Source organism: Lelliottia jeotgali, assembly GCF_016771845.1.
Classification (GTDB): Bacteria; Pseudomonadota; Gammaproteobacteria; order Enterobacterales; family Enterobacteriaceae; genus Enterobacter; species Enterobacter jeotgali.
Genome location: NZ_JAENMQ010000019.1, coordinates 1 through 17,062, shown reverse-complemented (window position 1 = coordinate 17,062; position 17,062 = coordinate 1). Strand labels below are relative to the sequence as shown.

The window sequence follows — 17,062 nt, the reverse complement described above, 5'->3', positions numbered from 1 at the left end:
ATGTTACGTATTGCCGATAAAACCTTTGATTCACATCTGTTCACCGGCACCGGAAAATTCGCGTCGCCGCAGCTGATGGTCGATGCCATTCGCGAGAGCGGCAGCCAACTGGTCACGCTGGCGATGAAGCGCGTGGACCTGCGCAATCATAGCGATGCGATTCTGGCCCCACTGCTGGCCGCAGGCGTGACGCTGCTGCCCAACACCTCCGGCGCGAAAACCGCAGAAGAAGCAGTGTTTGCCGCCCAGCTGGCACGTGAAGCGCTGGGTACAAGCTGGCTGAAACTGGAAATCCACCCGGACGCGCGCTGGCTGCTGCCCGATCCCATCGAAACGCTGAAAGCCGCCGAGTTGCTGGTTAAACAGGGGTTTACCGTTCTGCCTTACTGCGGCGCGGACCCCGTACTCTGCAAGCGTCTTGAGGAAGCCGGTTGCGCGGCGGTGATGCCGCTTGGCGCACCGATTGGCTCCAATCAGGGGCTGGAGACCCGCGCGATGCTGGAGATCATCATCGAGCAGGCCACCGTTCCTGTGGTCGTGGATGCGGGTATCGGTGTACCAAGCCACGCGGCGCAGGCGCTGGAAATGGGGGCCGACGCCGTACTCGTCAACACGGCAATTGCGGTAGCCGACGATCCGGTGATGATGGCGCGCGCATTTCGCCTTGCAGTAGACGCAGGCGTGCTGGCGCGTCAGTCCGGGCCAGGTTCGCGCAGTTTTCAGGCGCAGGCCACTAGCCCGCTGACCGGTTTTCTGGAGGCGTACTCATGAGCACCTTTATCGACCGATGGCGCGAGTTGAACTGGGACGACATTCGTCTGAGGATCAACAGCAAAACCGCCGCAGACGTCGAGCGCGCCCTGAATGCGCGGCATGTGACCCGCGAGGACATGATGGCCCTGCTCTCTCCTGCTGCTAGCGCGTATCTTGAGCCGATGGCGCAGCGCGCGCAGCGGCTCACTCGTCAGCGCTTTGGCAACACGGTGAGCTTTTACGTGCCACTTTATCTCTCCAATCTTTGCGCCAATGATTGCACCTACTGCGGCTTTTCCATGAGTAACCGCATCAAGCGTAAAACCCTCGACGAGAACGAGATTGCCCGTGAATGTGCCGCCATCAGAGAGATGGGCTTTGAACATCTTCTGCTGGTCACTGGTGAGCACCAGGGAAAAGTGGGAATGGATTATTTTCGCCAGCATCTGCCCGCGATCCGCCGCCGATTTTCCTCATTGCAGATGGAAGTTCAGCCTCTTTCCGAAGACGAGTACGCCGAGCTGAAAACCCTCGGTCTGGACGGCGTAATGGTCTATCAGGAGACCTATCACGAAGCCATGTACGCTCGACACCACCTGAAGGGCAAAAAGCAGGATTTTTTCTTCCGCCTGGAAACACCGGACCGGCTGGGACGGGCGGGGATCGACAAAATCGGCCTTGGCGCACTGATTGGGCTGTCTGACAGCTGGCGCGTGGATTGCTTTATGGTGGCGGAGCATCTGCTGTGGCTGCAGCAGCACTACTGGCAGAGCCGGTACTCAATCTCATTCCCACGCTTACGGCCCTGCACAGGCGGCATCGAACCGGCGTCGATCATGGATGAACGCCAGCTGGTGCAAACTATTTGCGCGTTTCGTCTGCTGGCACCGGAAGTGGAGTTGTCATTATCCACCCGGGAGTCACCGGAGTTTCGCGATCGGGTCATTCCTTTAGCCATCAATAACGTCAGTGCGTTTTCAAAAACCCAGCCAGGCGGTTATGCGGACAACAATCCCGAGCTGGAGCAGTTCGCCCCACACGATGGCCGTCGGCCTGAAGAGGTTGCCCAGGCGCTGAGCACGCAGGGATTACAGCCGGTGTGGAAAGACTGGGACAGCTGGCTGGGACGCGCCTCGCAGTGACGCTGAAACGGAATGTAACGACCGCGAAAGATCCCGAGAAGACTCGGAGCATCGTAATCTGGCGATAGCAGAACCGCGCCCGATTTTTTAACCTGATACAGTCAGCAATGGATGCTGACCAGGGCGAAAAGCTTCTTCCTCGTTTCGCCCTGCCTTCAACAAAGCAGGGCGATTCCGCTCGGCTCTTAAGATAAATCATCTTGCCCTGAAATCTGAGAAGTATAATTAACCAGCGTCCTTTCTGAATTTTCACGCTTTTTATCTTCTGGGTTTCTGAAAACACATGTCTCTTCACAGCAAGAAGCTTTCATTTACCACGCCGATCCTGGTCAGTTTCTCAGGGATTCTCATCGGATTTATTCTGATCGCAGTGTTTATTACGCTGACGCAGAGGAAAGATTTTGTAGAGGATTATCATAATATTAACCGCAACTTTACCCATAACCTGGCGGTGAACTATACAGAGTCTATCCTGCGCGAAAACGACTATATTCTTGGGCGTGCCGCGACGTACTTTTCGCGTAACGATAAGCTCGATGAAACGGTGAACGTCGATCCAGAAAAAGGCGTGCAGGTGCTGATGCAATTGCAAAATCTGATGCCGACCGTCTCCTCAGTCTCGCTGGCAGATTCACAAGGGCATTATTTGCGGGCGCCTGACGTGCTTCCTGCCGACGGCAGCGAAGCCGTAGATGTCCGCACCCGGCCCTGGTTTATCCGTCAGGCGGAAGCGAGCATTTTCAGCCACTATACCTCTCCCTACATGGATTATTTTCTCCATCAGCCGACGGTGACGATCTTTAAACCTGTCATTTCACCTGAAGGGAAACTCAAGGGAACACTGGCTTTCCATCTCGACCTGACCGTTATGGGCTATACGCTGCGTCAGATGGTGGCCCCGGTTCAGGGCGAGTTTTTTGTGGTGGATCGCGACGGAAAAGTGGTTCTCCATCCTGATACTGGCGCACTCTTCAAACAATACGTGAGTGAAGATGTCATGAGCCGAATGACCAGCGGCGAAGGCCATGTCTTCGATGGCAAAACCGGGTTCTGGTATTACTACTATTCGTTTACGAATCCAGATTGGTTCGTGATTTATCGCGTGGCCGATTCCACATTAAAAGACATCACCCGGCACGAAACAAATATCGTTAGCTGGGGATTTGCCCTCGCCGCCATCGTGATTATTTTATTTGGTCTTTATCTGCGTCACGCGTCGCGTACGGTGCTGATGAACATCATCCATGCCATTAAAACCGGCGAAGTGAATAGCGCACCGCGCCTGGAATCAACGCTCAGTAAAACCATTCTGACGAACAAAGAGCGCGAGCGGGATTATGTACGCCAGGCAACCGTTGATGCCCTCACCGGTTGTAAAAATCGTCGCGCCTTCGACAACGATATCGCGGCTCTGATGCAAGAGCATCAGCACTTTGCGCTGGCACTGGTGGACATTGATAATTTCAAATCAATTAATGACACCTGGGGTCATCTGAGTGGCGACATTGTGCTGCGTAACGTCGCCAGAGAAGGAATTCAGGTGATGCAGCCCCAGCATATTTCCGTCTATCGCTATGGCGGTGAGGAGTTTGCCGTCGTCTTCCCGGCTGAGCATCTCGAAACCGCCTTTGGCCTGCTTGAGAAATGGCGTCTACAGGTAGCAGAGCGCACCTGGCGGGAAGAGGCGTTGCACGTCACCTTTAGCGCCGGGGTGGGTGAGTGGCATTTCGAGCCGCTGGAACAGTTAATTGGCAGCGTGGATGAGGCGCTTTACAAAGCCAAACAGCAGGGAAAAAACCGTATTCTTCTGACATCCACCCACGCATAACGCCTCTTTCCAGAAGCCCGCTTTTGGCGGGCGCATCCCTTCGTCGGTAAAAATTGTAACCGGTTTCAGAAAAAGCAGATTTCTTTGTGATGCCTCACACACAATCGTGGTAAAGCGGTTGTTGAAGCGCCCTGCACGGGATAATTATCAAGAAACACATGTACATCGAGGCTGACTATGAAGAACATCGTTTTATGCTGTGCGGCGGGTATGTCCACCAGCATGCTGGTTCAACGCATGAAAGACGCCGCAGACAAAAAAGGCGTCGAAGTAACCATTAAAGCCGTTCCGGTTGCTGAATTTAAAGACAATATTGCTGCCGCCGACATCGTATTACTGGGGCCACAGGTTAAATACGAACTGGCAAAACTTCAGGCTCAGGCCGAACCACTGGGCAAAAAAGTCGCGGTGATCGACATGATGGATTACGGCATGATGAAAGGCGATGTCGTTCTCGAAAAAGCCCTCAAACTGCTGGAGTAAGACATGGAAGATTTAGAAACGACCATCATGGAGTTGCTGGTAAATGCGGGCGCAGCGCGCAGTGCTGCACTGACTGCGCTACAACTGGCTCGCAAAGGCGATTTTGACGGCGCCGAGAAAGCCATGGAAGAGTCGCGTGACTATGTGAAACACGCACACACCATCCAGACACAGCTTATTGGTCTTGATGAAGGCACTGGTAAACTTCCAGTGAATCTGATTACCGTCCATTCACAGGACCACCTGATGAACGCGATGGTTATTCAGGATCTGGCGGGCGATATGATCGAACTTTATCGTCGATTACCGCTGCTGAACTGATCTTCGCTCTGCCCCGTTTTTCAGGCATAAAAAAACCCGCTTCGAAAAGCGGGTTTTTTATTAGCTCAACGCACGATTAATCGTTGTCAGAGCCGCCCAGACCTGCGTTCAGCAGTTCTGCCAGGCTTGCAGAAGCATCTTCCGCAGTCACCTGAGGTGCAGCTGGCAGTTCGCCCGCAGCACGACGACGCATACGATCCTGGTGGTAAGCATAACCGGTACCAGCCGGGATCAGACGACCCACGATGACGTTCTCTTTCAGACCGCGCAGTTCATCACGTTTGCCCGCAACAGCAGCTTCAGTCAGGACACGCGTGGTCTCCTGGAAGGATGCAGCGGAGATGAAGGACTCGGTTGCCAGAGACGCTTTGGTGATACCCAGCAGATCGCGGGAATACAGCACGCCCACTTTGCCATTCGCTTCCAGATCGCGGTTAGCAATCTTGACGCGAGAGTATTCAACCTGCTCGCCTTCCAGGAAGTCCGAGCTGCCAGCGCTATCGATGGTTGCTTTACGCAGCATCTGACGAACGATAACTTCGATGTGTTTATCGTTAATCTTAACGCCTTGCAGACGGTAAACGTCCTGTACTTCGTTGGTGATATAACGCGTTACCGCGTGAACACCACGAAGACGCAGAATGTCGTGCGGCGCTTCTGGACCATCGGAAACCACGTCACCACGTTCTACACGTTCGCCTTCGAACACGTTGAGCTGACGCCATTTAGGAATCATCTCTTCGTACGGCTCGCTGCCATCCAGTGGAGTAATTACCAGACGACGTTTACCTTTAGTTTCTTTACCGAAGGAAATGATGCCGGTGATTTCTGCAAGGATCGCAGGCTCTTTCGGACGACGTGCTTCGAACAGGTCAGCAACGCGCGGCAGACCACCGGTGATGTCCTTGGTACCGCTGGATTCCTGAGGAATACGCGCCAGGGCGTCACCTGCACTGATCTGGATGCCATCTTCCAACTGAACGATCGCTTTACCTGGCAGGAAGTACTGAGCAGGCATATCGGTACCTGGGATCAGAACATCATTGCCGTTGGCATCAACGATTTTCAGTGCCGGACGCAGATCTTTACCACCCGCGGTACGTTCTGCAGAATCCAGAACCACGAGGGAGGAGAGACCGGTCAGTTCGTCGGTCTGACGAGTAATCGTCTGGCCATCGACCATATCCGTGAAGCGAATGAAACCAGCCACTTCGGTGATAACCGGCATGGTGTGTGGGTCCCAGTTTGCTACGGTTTCGCCGCCAGCAACCTGTTCGCCATCGCCTTTCGCCATCACAGCACCGTAAGGCACTTTGTAGCTTTCTTTGGTACGACCGAATTCGTCGATCAGCTTCAGCTCGGTGTTACGAGAGGTCACAACCAGCTTGCCAGCGGAGTTAACAACCGACTTGGCGTTAGACAGCTTGATGCTACCCTTGTTTTTCACCTGAATGCTGGATTCAGCAGCCGCACGAGATGCCGCACCACCGATGTGGAACGTACGCATCGTCAGCTGTGTACCCGGCTCACCGATTGACTGTGCCGCGATAACGCCGATTGCTTCGCCTTTGTTGATGATGTGGCCACGCGCCAGGTCACGACCATAGCAGTGCGCACAAACACCAAAGTCGGTGTCACAAGATACGACGGAGCGCACCTTCACGGAGTCAACAGAGTTCTCTTCCAGCATGTCACACCACTGCTCGTGCAGCAGAGTGTTGCGTGGAACCAGAATGTCTGCGGTACCTGGCTTCAGAATGTCTTCAGCAGTCACACGACCCAGAACGCGATCGCGCAGTGGCTCTTTAACATCACCACCCTCGATAACCGGGGTCATGGTGATACCTTCGAGAGTGCCACAATCGTCTTCAGTCACAACCAGATCCTGCGCAACGTCAACCAGACGACGCGTCAGATAACCGGAGTTTGCTGTTTTCAGTGCGGTATCCGCCAGACCTTTACGAGCACCGTGCGTGGAGATGAAGTACTGGAGTACGTTCAGACCTTCACGGAAGTTCGCAGTGATTGGCGTCTCGATGATGGAACCATCTGGTTTCGCCATCAGACCACGCATACCTGCCAGCTGACGAATCTGTGCTGCGGAACCACGCGCACCGGAGTCGGCCATCATGTAGATGCTGTTGAAGGAAACCTGCTGCTCTTCTTTACCTTCACGGTTAATGACGGTTTCAGTTTGCAGGTTATCCATCATCGCTTTGGAAACGCGATCGTTCGCCGCAGCCCAAATATCGATAACTTTGTTGTAGCGTTCGCCCGCGGTAACCAGACCAGACTGGAACTGCTCCTGGATTTCGGCGACTTCAGCTTCAGCTTCACTGATGATCTCGTATTTCTTCTGTGGGATCACCATGTCATCGATACCAACAGATGCACCTGAACGCGCTGCATAAGCAAAGCCGGTGTACATCGTCTGGTCAGCGAAGATAACGGTCGGTTTCAGACCCAAAATACGGTAACAAGTGTTCAGCATTTTGGAGATAGCTTTCTTACCCAGCGCCTGGTTGACGATGGAGTAAGGCAGACCTTTCGGCACGATCATCCACAGAATCGCACGACCTACGGTAGTGTCGATAATGCTGGTTTTCGCAACGAATTCGCCGTTAGCATCTTTTTCGTATTCAGTGATACGCACTTTAACGCGCGCATGCAGAGAGGCCAGGCCAGCGCGATAAATACGCTCAGCTTCTTTAGGGCCAGTCAGCACCATGCCTTCGCCTTTGGCGTTAACACAGTCACGGGTCATGTAGTACAGACCCAATACAACGTCCTGAGAAGGAACGATGATTGGCTCGCCGTTCGCAGGTGACAGGATGTTGTTAGTAGACATCATCAGCGCACGCGCTTCGAGCTGGGCTTCCAGCGTCAGCGGTACGTGAACAGCCATCTGGTCACCATCGAAGTCGGCGTTGTATGCCGCACAAACCAGCGGGTGCAGCTGGATTGCTTTACCTTCGATCAGAACCGGTTCAAACGCCTGGATACCCAAACGGTGCAGGGTTGGTGCACGGTTCAGCAGTACCGGGTGTTCGCGGATCACTTCGTCCAGGATATCCCAAACGACAGCTTCTTCGCGCTCAACCATTTTCTTAGCGGCTTTGATGGTGGTGGCCAGGCCACGCAGTTCCAGCTTGCCGTAGATGAACGGTTTGAACAGTTCCAGTGCCATTTTCTTCGGCAGACCGCACTGATGCAGACGCAGGTATGGACCTACGGTGATAACAGAACGACCGGAGTAGTCAACACGCTTACCGAGCAGGTTCTGACGGAAACGACCCTGTTTACCTTTGATCATATCGGCCAAAGATTTCAGAGGACGTTTGTTAGAACCGGTGATCGCACGACCGCGACGACCGTTATCCAGCAGGGCATCAACCGCTTCCTGCAGCATACGTTTTTCGTTACGTACGATGATGTCAGGCGCAGCCAGATCCAACAGTCGTTTCAGACGGTTGTTACGGTTGATCACGCGACGATACAGATCGTTCAGGTCGGACGTTGCGAAACGACCACCATCCAGCGGAACCAACGGACGCAGATCTGGCGGCAGAACCGGCAGAACGGTCAGGATCATCCACTCTGGTTTGTTACCAGACTGAACGAACGCTTCCAGCAGTTTGATACGCTTGGTCAGCTTTTTACGCTTGGTTTCGGAGTTGGTTTCGTTCAGCTCTTCACGCAGCTGCTCGCACTCTTGCTCCAGATCCATGCTTTTCAGCAGGGCCTGAATAGCTTCCGCACCCATTTTCGCGTCGAATTCGTCACCGAACTCTTCCAGCGCGTCCAGATACTGTTCTTCGGTCAGAATCTGGTTACGTTCCAGATTCGTCATCCCGCCTTCGATAACCACATAAGATTCGAAGTACAGAACACGTTCGATATCGCGCAGCGGCATATCCAGCAGCAGGCCGATACGGGACGGCAGAGATTTCAGGAACCAGATGTGAGCAGTCGGAGACGCCAGCTCGATGTGGCCCATGCGCTCACGGCGCACTTTGGTCTGGGTCACTTCAACGCCGCACTTCTCACAGATCACACCACGGTGTTTCAGGCGCTTGTACTTACCGCACAGGCACTCGTAATCTTTTACTGGCCCGAAAATACGCGCACAGAAAAGGCCGTCACGCTCAGGTTTGAACGTACGGTAGTTGATGGTTTCCGGCTTCTTAACTTCACCGAAAGACCATGAACGGATCATGTCTGGCGATGCCAGAGCAATTTTGATCGCATCAAACTCTTCGGTTTTAGTTTGCGCTTTCAGAAACTTTAATAAGTCTTTCACGGATTTGCTCCCGTCGGAGTTAGCACAATCTGGTGCCGGGTTATTAATCCGGCACCAGTGACCTGTTTGAGCGAGAGTTACTCGTCTTCCAGCTCGATGTTGATACCCAGGGAACGGATCTCTTTCAACAGTACGTTGAAGGATTCCGGCATACCCGGTTCCATCTGATGGTTGCCATCGACGATGTTTTTATACATCTTCGTACGGCCGTTCACGTCATCAGACTTAACGGTAAGCATTTCCTGCAGGGTGTATGCTGCGCCATATGCTTCAAGCGCCCACACTTCCATCTCACCGAAGCGCTGACCACCGAACTGTGCCTTACCACCCAGCGGCTGCTGAGTAACCAGGCTGTAAGATCCGGTAGAACGCGCATGCATCTTGTCATCAACCAAGTGGTTCAGTTTCAGCATGTACATATAGCCAACGGTAACCTGGCGCTCGAATTGCTCACCGGTACGTCCGTCGAACAGAGTGATCTGACCGGAAGTCGGCAGGCCACCCAGCTGTAACAGTTCTTTGATTTCAGACTCTTTCGCACCATCGAATACCGGTGTTGCGATCGGCATACCTTTTTTCAGGTTCTCAGCCAGACGCAGAACTTCGTCATCGCTGAAGGTGTTCAGGTCAACTTTCTGGCGAACATCAGTACCCAGATCGTACGCACGCTGGATGAATTCGCGCAGTTTGGCGACTTCTTCCTGCTGCTTCAGCATGGCGTTGATTTTCTCGCCGATACCTTTCGCAGCCATACCCAGGTGAGTTTCGAGGATCTGACCGATGTTCATACGAGACGGTACGCCCAGTGGGTTCAACACGATATCTACCGGCGTGCCGTTAGCATCGTGAGGCATATCCTCGATCGGGTTGATCTTGGAGATAACACCTTTGTTACCGTGACGACCTGCCATTTTATCACCAGGCTGGATCTGACGTTTAACAGCCAGATACACCTTAACAATCTTCAGCACGCCTGGTGCCAGATCGTCGCCCTGAGTGATTTTGCGGCGTTTCGCTTCGAGTTTTTTCTCGAACTCGTGTTTCAGTTCGTCGTACTGCTCAGCCAGTTGTTCCAGCTGATTTTGTTTCTCTTCGTCGGTCAGGCCGAGTTCCAGCCAGCGATCGCGCGGCAATTTGTCGAGCTTCTCAGCTTCAACACCACCGGAGACCAGCGCCGCGTAGATACGACTAAACAGGCCAGCTTCAAGGATTTGCAATTCTTCAGACAGGTCTTTCTTCGCCTGCTTCAGCTGCATCTCTTCGATTTCCAGCGCACGTTTGTCTTTTTCTACGCCATCGCGAGTAAAGACCTGAACGTCGATAACTGTACCGGAAACACCGTTTGGTACGCGCAGAGAAGAGTCTTTAACGTCAGACGCTTTCTCACCGAAGATCGCACGCAGCAGTTTCTCTTCTGGCGTCAGCTGGGTTTCACCTTTCGGCGTTACCTTACCAACCAGAATGTCACCACCGGTCACTTCTGCACCGATGTAAACGATACCGGATTCATCCAGCTTGGAGAGCGCAGCTTCACCCACGTTCGGGATGTCAGCGGTGATCTCTTCTGGCCCCAGCTTGGTGTCACGGGACACACATGCCAGTTCCTGAATGTGAATCGTGGTGAAACGATCTTCCTGAACCACACGCTCGGAGACGAGGATGGAGTCTTCGAAGTTGTAACCGTTCCACGGCATGAACGCTACGCGCATGTTCTGACCGAGTGCCAGTTCACCGAGATCGGTAGACGGACCATCTGCCAGCACGTCGCCGCGCTCAACCGGCTCACCCAGGGACACACATGGCATCTGGTTGATGCAGGTGTTCTGGTTAGAACGGGTGTACTTCGTCAGGTTATAGATGTCGATACCTGCTTCGCCCGGATACATCTCGTCTTCGTTAACTTTGATAACGATACGGGAAGCATCAACGTACTGAACAGTACCGCCACGTTTAGCAACTGCGGTTACACCGGAGTCAACGGCAACAGCACGTTCCATACCGGTACCAACCAGCGGCTTATCAGCGCGCAGAGTCGGAACCGCCTGACGTTGCATGTTCGCACCCATCAATGCACGGTTGGCGTCATCGTGTTCCAGGAATGGAATCAGGGACGCACCAACAGAAACGATCTGCTGAGTGGAAACGTCCATGTAGTCCACTTGATCATTGCTGAACAAGCTGGATTCGCCTTTGCTACGGCAGGTAACCAGATCGTCTACGAAACGACCTTCTTCGTCCAGGTTGGTGTTCGCCTGAGCGATGACGTAGTTACCTTCTTCGATAGCAGACAGGTAATGAATTTCGTCGGTTACAACACCGTCAGTCACTTTACGGTACGGAGTCTCGAGGAAGCCGTATTCGTTAGTCTGTGCGTACACGGACAGGGAGTTGATCAGACCGATGTTTGGACCTTCAGGCGTTTCGATTGGACATACGCGACCGTAGTGAGTCGGGTGTACGTCTCGAACTTCAAAGCCTGCACGTTCACGGGTCAGACCGCCTGGGCCGAGTGCAGAGATACGACGTTTATGCGTAATCTCAGACAGTGGGTTGTTCTGGTCCATGAACTGAGACAGCTGGCTGGAACCAAAGAACTCTTTCACTGCGGCAGAAATTGGCTTGGCGTTGATCATATCCTGAGGCATCAGGGTATCCAGATCGCCCAGAGACAGACGCTCTTTCACCGCACGCTCAACACGTACCAGGCCAACGCGGAATTGGTTTTCCGCCATTTCGCCTACGGAACGGATACGACGGTTGCCGAGGTGGTCGATATCATCCACTTCGCCTTTGCCGTTACGGATATCAATGAGCTTTTTCATCACTTCGATGATGTCTTCTTTGCTCAGGATACCGGAACCTTCGATCGCGTCACGCAGCAGAGAACGGTTGAACTTCATACGACCAACCGCGGACAGATCATAGCGGTCTTCGGAGAAGAACAGGTTCTCAAACAGGCTTTCAGCCGCTTCACGAGTTGGTGGCTCACCAGGGCGCATCATGCGGTAGATTTCTACCAGTGCGCTCAGACGATCGGTCGTTGGGTCGACGCGTACAGTCTCAGAGATGTACGGACCGTGATCCAGATCGTTGGTGAACAGCGTTTCGATGCGCTTGTGGCCAGACTGGCTCAGCTTAGCCAGCAGATCCAGGCTCAGCTCCATGTTAGCCGGGCAGATCAGCTCGCCAGTAGAGGCATCAACGTAATCTTTAGCAGCAACTTTACCCGCAATGTATTCAACCGGAACTTCGATGTGTTTGATTTCATCTTTTTCCAGCTGGCGGATATGGCGCGCAGTGATACGGCGACCTTTTTCCACATACACTTTGCCGTCGGATTCGATGTCGAACGACGCGGTTTCGCCACGCAGACGTTCCGGCAGCAGCTCCATTTGCAGCTTGTTGTCGCGGATCTCAAAGATCACTTTCTCAAAGAACAGATCAAGAATCTGCTCAGTGGTGTATTGCAACGCACGCAGAATGATGGTCGCTGGCAGCTTACGACGACGGTCGATACGGACAAACAGGTTGTCTTTAGGATCGAACTCGAAGTCCAGCCATGAACCACGGTAAGGAATGATACGCGCGTTATACAGTACTTTACCGGAAGAGTGTGTTTTACCTTTATCGCTGTCGAAGAAGACGCCCGGGCTACGATGCAGCTGGGAAACGATAACACGCTCTGTGCCGTTGATAACAAAAGTACCGTTGTCCGTCATGAGTGGAATTTCACCCATGTAGACTTCTTGTTCTTTAATGTCTTTAACGGTGCCTTCTGGCGCCTCGCGCTCATAGACAACCAGACGCAGTTTAACGCGCAGCGGTGCGGAATAGGTCACACCACGGATCTGACATTCCTGAACGTCAAATACCGGTTCGCCAAGGCGGTAGCTGACATACTGCAGCTCAGAATTACCGCTATAGCTTTTGATTGGGAATACGGAACGGAAGGCTGCTTCCAGACCATACTGCCCTTCAGGATCTTGCTCGATAAACTTCTGGAACGAGTCAAGCTGGATAGAAAGGAGATAAGGTATATCCAAAACTTGTGGACGTTTACCAAAATCCTTACGAATACGTTTTTTCTCGGTATAGGAGTAAACCATTAGGGTTCCTCAGCTCGCTGACAAGTCGACCCATCTGCCCGACGAAGGGACAGTTTGTGCAACACCGTTTTGTTGATCGGAAAATTGAATACTTTCCGCAATACCTGTTGCTATCACGCTTAAACCATTTCGTTGCGATTTACACAGAGCGAGCACCCTGTCGCAGTATATTAAGGCGTCGATAGAAACAAGCATTGTCAGGACAGCCAGCAGTCAAACAGTGTGAAATGCTACTGGCGCCTTACAGCGCAAAAAGGCTGGTGACTAAAAAGTCACCAGCCATCAGCCTAATTTCTCAGGCTGCAACCGGAAAGGTTGGCTTATTTAACTTCAACTTCAGCGCCAGCTTCTTCCAGAGATTTTTTCAGTGCTTCTGCGTCATCTTTGCTCACGCCTTCTTTCAGAGCGGCTGGAGCAGATTCTACCAGGTCTTTAGCTTCTTTCAGACCCAGGCCAGTTGCGCTACGTACTGCTTTGATTACAGCAACTTTGTTAGCGCCAGCAGCTTTCAGAATTACGTCGAATTCAGTTTTTTCTTCAGCAGCTTCAGCCGGGCCAGCAGCTACAGCTACAGCAGCAGCAGCGGAAACACCGAATTTTTCTTCCATTGCAGAAATCAGTTCTACAACGTCCATTACGGACATAGCTGCAACTGCTTCAATGATTTGATCTTTAGTGATAGACATTTAAATTGTTCCTGAAAATCAGAATAAGTTTATACGTAAGCGAATGCTTGATAAAGAAAACGGCTATTAAGCAGCTTCTTTTGCATCGCGAACAGCAGCCAGAGTGCGAACCAGTTTGCCAGCCGAAGCTTCTTTCATGGTTGCCATCAGGCGTGCAATTGCTTCTTCGTAGGTCGGCAGTGTAGCCAGGCGATCGATTTGCGATGCCGGGATCAACTCACCTTCAAAGGCTGCGGCTTTGACCTCAAATTTTGCATTCGCTTTCGCGAAATCTTTGAACAGACGAGCAGCTGCGCCCGGGTGTTCCATAGAATATGCAATCAGGGTCGGACCAACGAACGCGTCTTTCAGGCACTCGAACTGAGTACCTTCAACAACACGGCGCAGCAGGGTGTTACGAACAACACGCATGTATACGCCGGCTTCGCGACCTGCTTTACGCAGTTCAGTCATTTTGTCTACAGTAACGCCACGGGAATCCGCAACTACTGCAGACAGCGCGCCTTTGGCTACTTCGCTGACTTCAGCAACAATCGCTTGTTTGTCTTGAAGATTTAAAGCCATTAGCTTTGCTCCTGGATGTTTGCCGGGACTCATGTCCCGGAACTCACTTCACTCTTCCCAACGGGTAGAGCGTCTTAATACGGTGAGCAGAAACAAGCCAGAGTATCAGAAATAATCTTAGCGTTCTGTCACCGTCTACGCAGGGCATTAAGCCTCTTTCGAGACACCTGCGGTCTTCGACGGAGGCCTGGAATAGGCCAGGCTCCAACGAACAAATCTTTTACCTGCTAACTTTTGTTAGCAAACGTGGGGGTAAGATTGTAGACAAATCCACCGTCCACGTAAAGGTATTAGTTTGTAGCAGCGTTCAGGCCAGCCTGATCAACTGCAACACCTGCACCCATAGTGGTGGACAGGCTAATTTTCTTGATGTACACGCCTTTCGCCTGAGTTGGTTTTGCTTTTTTCAGCGCAACCAGCAGAGATTCCAGGTTTTCTTTCAATTTGTCAGCGTCAAAGTCCACTTTACCGATGGTAGTGTGGATGATGCCGTTTTTGTCGTTACGATAACGAACCTGACCCGCTTTAGCGTTCTTAACCGCTTCAGCAACGTTAGGAGTTACAGTACCAACTTTAGGGTTTGGCATCAGGCCACGTGGACCCAGAACCTGGCCCAGCTGGCCAACAACGCGCATTGCATCCGGGGAAGCAATAACAACGTCAAAGTTCATTTCGCCTTTTTTGATCTGATCAGCCAGATCTTCCATACCTACCAGTTCAGCGCCAGCAGCTTTAGCAGCTTCAGCGTTTGCACCCTGAGCAAATACAGCTACGCGTACGGAACGGCCAGTACCGTGTGGCAGTACAGTTGCGCCACGAACGTTCTGATCAGATTTACGAGCATCGATACCGAGGTTTACAGCAACGTCAACGCTTTCAACGAACTTAGCGGTAGCCAGTTCTTTCAGCAGAGCGATTGCTTCAACGATGTCGTATTGTTTGGTCGCATCAACTTTGTCACGAATTACGGACATGCGCTTGGTCAGTTTAGCCATTTCTTAATCCTCCACTACCAGGCCCATGGAACGTGCAGTACCTTCAATGGAGCGAGTCATCGCTTCAATGTCGGAACCAGTCATGTCGGCAGCTTTGGTCTGCGCGATTTCCTGCAGCTGAGCGCGGGAAACTTTACCCACTTTATCTTTGTTCGGCTTACCGGAACCAGACTTGATACCAGCCGCTTTTTTCAGCAGAACTGCTGCCGGCGGGGTCTTGGTAACGAAAGTGAATGAACGGTCAGCGTATACGGTAATAACAACCGGAATTGGCAAACCTTTTTCCAGGGATTCAGTTTTTGCGTTGAACGCTTTACAGAATTCCATGATGTTAACACCTTGCTGACCCAGAGCTGGACCAACTGGTGGACTTGGGTTTGCCATACCAGCTGCAACCTGCAGCTTGACGTAGGCTTGTACTTTCTTAGCCATTCTTAAATCCTCTGATTGGGTTATAGCGCCTCAAGGAGGCTCCCCGTGATAAATATCGTTTTATGGGCTGTGCCCATAAAAACAAAAGGCGCGAAATTGTATTCCAATCTCGCGCCCTGTGCAACGATTAAATCGCCGCTTTTTTGATCGGCTGCTTAGGCTTTTTCTACCTGGGCAAAGTCCAGTTCTACCGGGGTCGCACGACCGAAGATAGAAACAGAAACTTTCAGGCGGGACTTCTCGTAGTCCACTTCTTCAACCACGCCGTTAAAGTCAGCAAACGGACCGTCGCTAACACGAACCATTTCACCCGGTTCAAACAGCGTTTTCGGACGCGGCTTATCACCAACCTGCTGCAGGCGGTTCATAATCGCATCGACTTCTTTGTCGCTGATAGGTGCCGGACGATCGGATGTGCCGCCGATAAAGCCCATTACGCGCGGGACGCTGCGCACCAGGTGCCAGCTTGCATCGTTCATCACCATTTGAACCAGCACGTAACCAGGGAAGAATTTGCGCTCGCTTTTGCGACGCTGGCCACCACGGATCTCGACCACTTCTTCGGTCGGCACCATGACTTCACCAAACAACTCTTCCATATTGTGTAATTTGATATGCTCACGCAGCGAAGTGGCTACGCGGCCTTCAAAACCGGAGAACGCCTGAACGACGTACCAGCGCTTTTTAGGGGCTTCAGACATCTTAGAACCTCAGGCCAGTGATAAAGGAAACCAGGCGAACCAGAATACCATCCAGTCCCCACAGGATCAGTGACATTACAGCAGTCACCGCTGCAACAATCAGCGTAGTGTGCAATGTTTCCTGGCGAGTCGGCCAAATGACCTTGCGAACTTCGGTTCGCGCTTCGCGGGCAAAAGCAACGGTCGCTTTACCTTTTGTCGTCAACAGCGCGACACCACCCGCTGCAGCAATAAGAATTACTACGGCCAGCGCACGCAACGGCAGCATCATGTCACGATAAAGGTAGTTACCAACAATCGCCACAATCAGCAACACGGCAACAACTACCCACTTCATCGCTTCCAGGCCGCGACCGCTCCCTTGAGCTTCGGTATTCGCACTCATAAACCAACCTGTCAGAAGTATTCTACAAATAATTTAACCCCGCATTAGCGAGGCAATCCAACCCGAAAAAACAAATCGTTTCCCGGACTAAACGCCCTCTACAGAGCCTGTCTCAGCAATGATTATGACAAAAAAAATCACTGATGAGCCAGGTTCTGGTTCGAAAGCGTGCAAAAAGGGCATCAAATGATGCCCTTTTATTGCGCATTGCGTCAAATGTTATCAGCGATTAAGCGATAACTTTAGCAACAACGCCCGCGCCTACAGTACGGCCGCCTTCACGGATTGCGAAACGCAGACCGTCGTCCATCGCGATTGGGTGGATCAGGGTAACAACCATTTTGATGTTGTCGCCCGGCATTACCA

The 17,062-nt window shown here is 52.3% G+C and carries 14 protein-coding genes; 5 read left to right on the top strand and 9 right to left on the bottom strand.

What is annotated here, in order from left to right; genetic code table 11:
- The 5 genes from thiG (at position 1) to JBO43_RS22380 (ending at position 4,527) form a co-directional block, all read left to right on the top strand.
- A complete protein-coding gene (gene thiG / locus JBO43_RS22400; RefSeq protein ID WP_095280287.1) occupies positions 1–771 on the top strand; it encodes a thiazole synthase in 771 nt (256 codons plus the stop codon).
- The gene (gene thiH / locus JBO43_RS22395) at positions 768–1,895 is read left to right on the top strand and encodes a 2-iminoacetate synthase ThiH (RefSeq protein WP_202675133.1); all 1,128 of its coding nucleotides are present in this window, start codon (positions 768–770) and stop codon (positions 1,893–1,895) included. Before thiG ends, thiH begins: the two co-directional genes overlap by 4 nt.
- A 283-nt stretch (positions 1,896–2,178) precedes the next feature.
- Complete coding sequence (locus JBO43_RS22390; RefSeq protein WP_202675131.1) at positions 2,179–3,723, top strand: sensor domain-containing diguanylate cyclase; 1,545 nt, start codon at positions 2,179–2,181, stop codon at positions 3,721–3,723.
- A gap of 177 nt (positions 3,724–3,900) precedes the next feature.
- Positions 3,901–4,206 carry a PTS sugar transporter subunit IIB gene (locus JBO43_RS22385; RefSeq protein WP_103950377.1) on the top strand — a complete coding sequence of 102 codons (306 nt, stop codon included), beginning with the start codon at positions 3,901–3,903 and terminating at the stop codon, positions 4,204–4,206.
- A gap of 3 nt (positions 4,207–4,209) precedes the next feature.
- Positions 4,210–4,527, top strand: coding sequence for a PTS lactose/cellobiose transporter subunit IIA (locus JBO43_RS22380; RefSeq protein WP_095280283.1), 318 nt, complete (start codon positions 4,210–4,212; stop codon positions 4,525–4,527).
- Between the two features lie 76 nt (positions 4,528–4,603).
- Here JBO43_RS22380 and rpoC read toward each other — a convergent pair whose 3' ends face one another.
- The 9 genes from rpoC to JBO43_RS22335 all read right to left on the bottom strand — a co-directional run.
- The gene (gene rpoC, locus JBO43_RS22375) at positions 4,604–8,827 is read right to left on the bottom strand and encodes a DNA-directed RNA polymerase subunit beta' (protein WP_095280282.1); all 4,224 of its coding nucleotides are present in this window, start codon (positions 8,825–8,827) and stop codon (positions 4,604–4,606) included.
- A 77-nt stretch (positions 8,828–8,904) separates the two neighbouring features.
- Positions 8,905–12,933 carry a DNA-directed RNA polymerase subunit beta gene (rpoB, locus tag JBO43_RS22370; RefSeq protein ID WP_103948305.1) on the bottom strand — a complete coding sequence of 1,343 codons (4,029 nt, stop codon included), beginning with the start codon at positions 12,931–12,933 and terminating at the stop codon, positions 8,905–8,907.
- A gap of 320 nt (positions 12,934–13,253) precedes the next feature.
- Positions 13,254–13,619 (bottom strand): 50S ribosomal protein L7/L12, encoded by a 366-nt coding sequence (gene rplL / locus JBO43_RS22365; RefSeq protein ID WP_095280280.1) that lies wholly within the window; start codon positions 13,617–13,619, stop codon positions 13,254–13,256.
- A 66-nt stretch (positions 13,620–13,685) separates the two neighbouring features.
- Positions 13,686–14,183 (bottom strand): 50S ribosomal protein L10, encoded by a 498-nt coding sequence (gene rplJ, locus JBO43_RS22360; protein WP_007704673.1) that lies wholly within the window; start codon positions 14,181–14,183, stop codon positions 13,686–13,688.
- Positions 14,184–14,473: 290 nt separating this feature from the next.
- Entirely contained in the window at positions 14,474–15,178 is a 705-nt protein-coding gene (gene rplA, locus JBO43_RS22355; protein ID WP_095280279.1) for a 50S ribosomal protein L1, read from the bottom strand.
- Between the two features lie 3 nt (positions 15,179–15,181).
- On the bottom strand, positions 15,182–15,610 hold the full coding sequence (rplK, locus tag JBO43_RS22350; protein WP_008460147.1) for a 50S ribosomal protein L11: 429 nt from the start codon (positions 15,608–15,610) through the stop codon (positions 15,182–15,184).
- Positions 15,611–15,765: 155 nt separating this feature from the next.
- Positions 15,766–16,311 carry a transcription termination/antitermination protein NusG gene (gene nusG, locus JBO43_RS22345; RefSeq protein ID WP_002438628.1) on the bottom strand — a complete coding sequence of 182 codons (546 nt, stop codon included), beginning with the start codon at positions 16,309–16,311 and terminating at the stop codon, positions 15,766–15,768.
- Between the two features lies 1 nt (position 16,312).
- Positions 16,313–16,696 carry a preprotein translocase subunit SecE gene (gene secE / locus JBO43_RS22340; RefSeq protein ID WP_003862342.1) on the bottom strand — a complete coding sequence of 128 codons (384 nt, stop codon included), beginning with the start codon at positions 16,694–16,696 and terminating at the stop codon, positions 16,313–16,315.
- A gap of 229 nt (positions 16,697–16,925) precedes the next feature.
- On the bottom strand, positions 16,926–17,062 hold a 137-nt coding region (locus JBO43_RS22335), incomplete at its 5' end, for an EF-Tu C-terminal domain-related protein (RefSeq protein ID WP_456237261.1).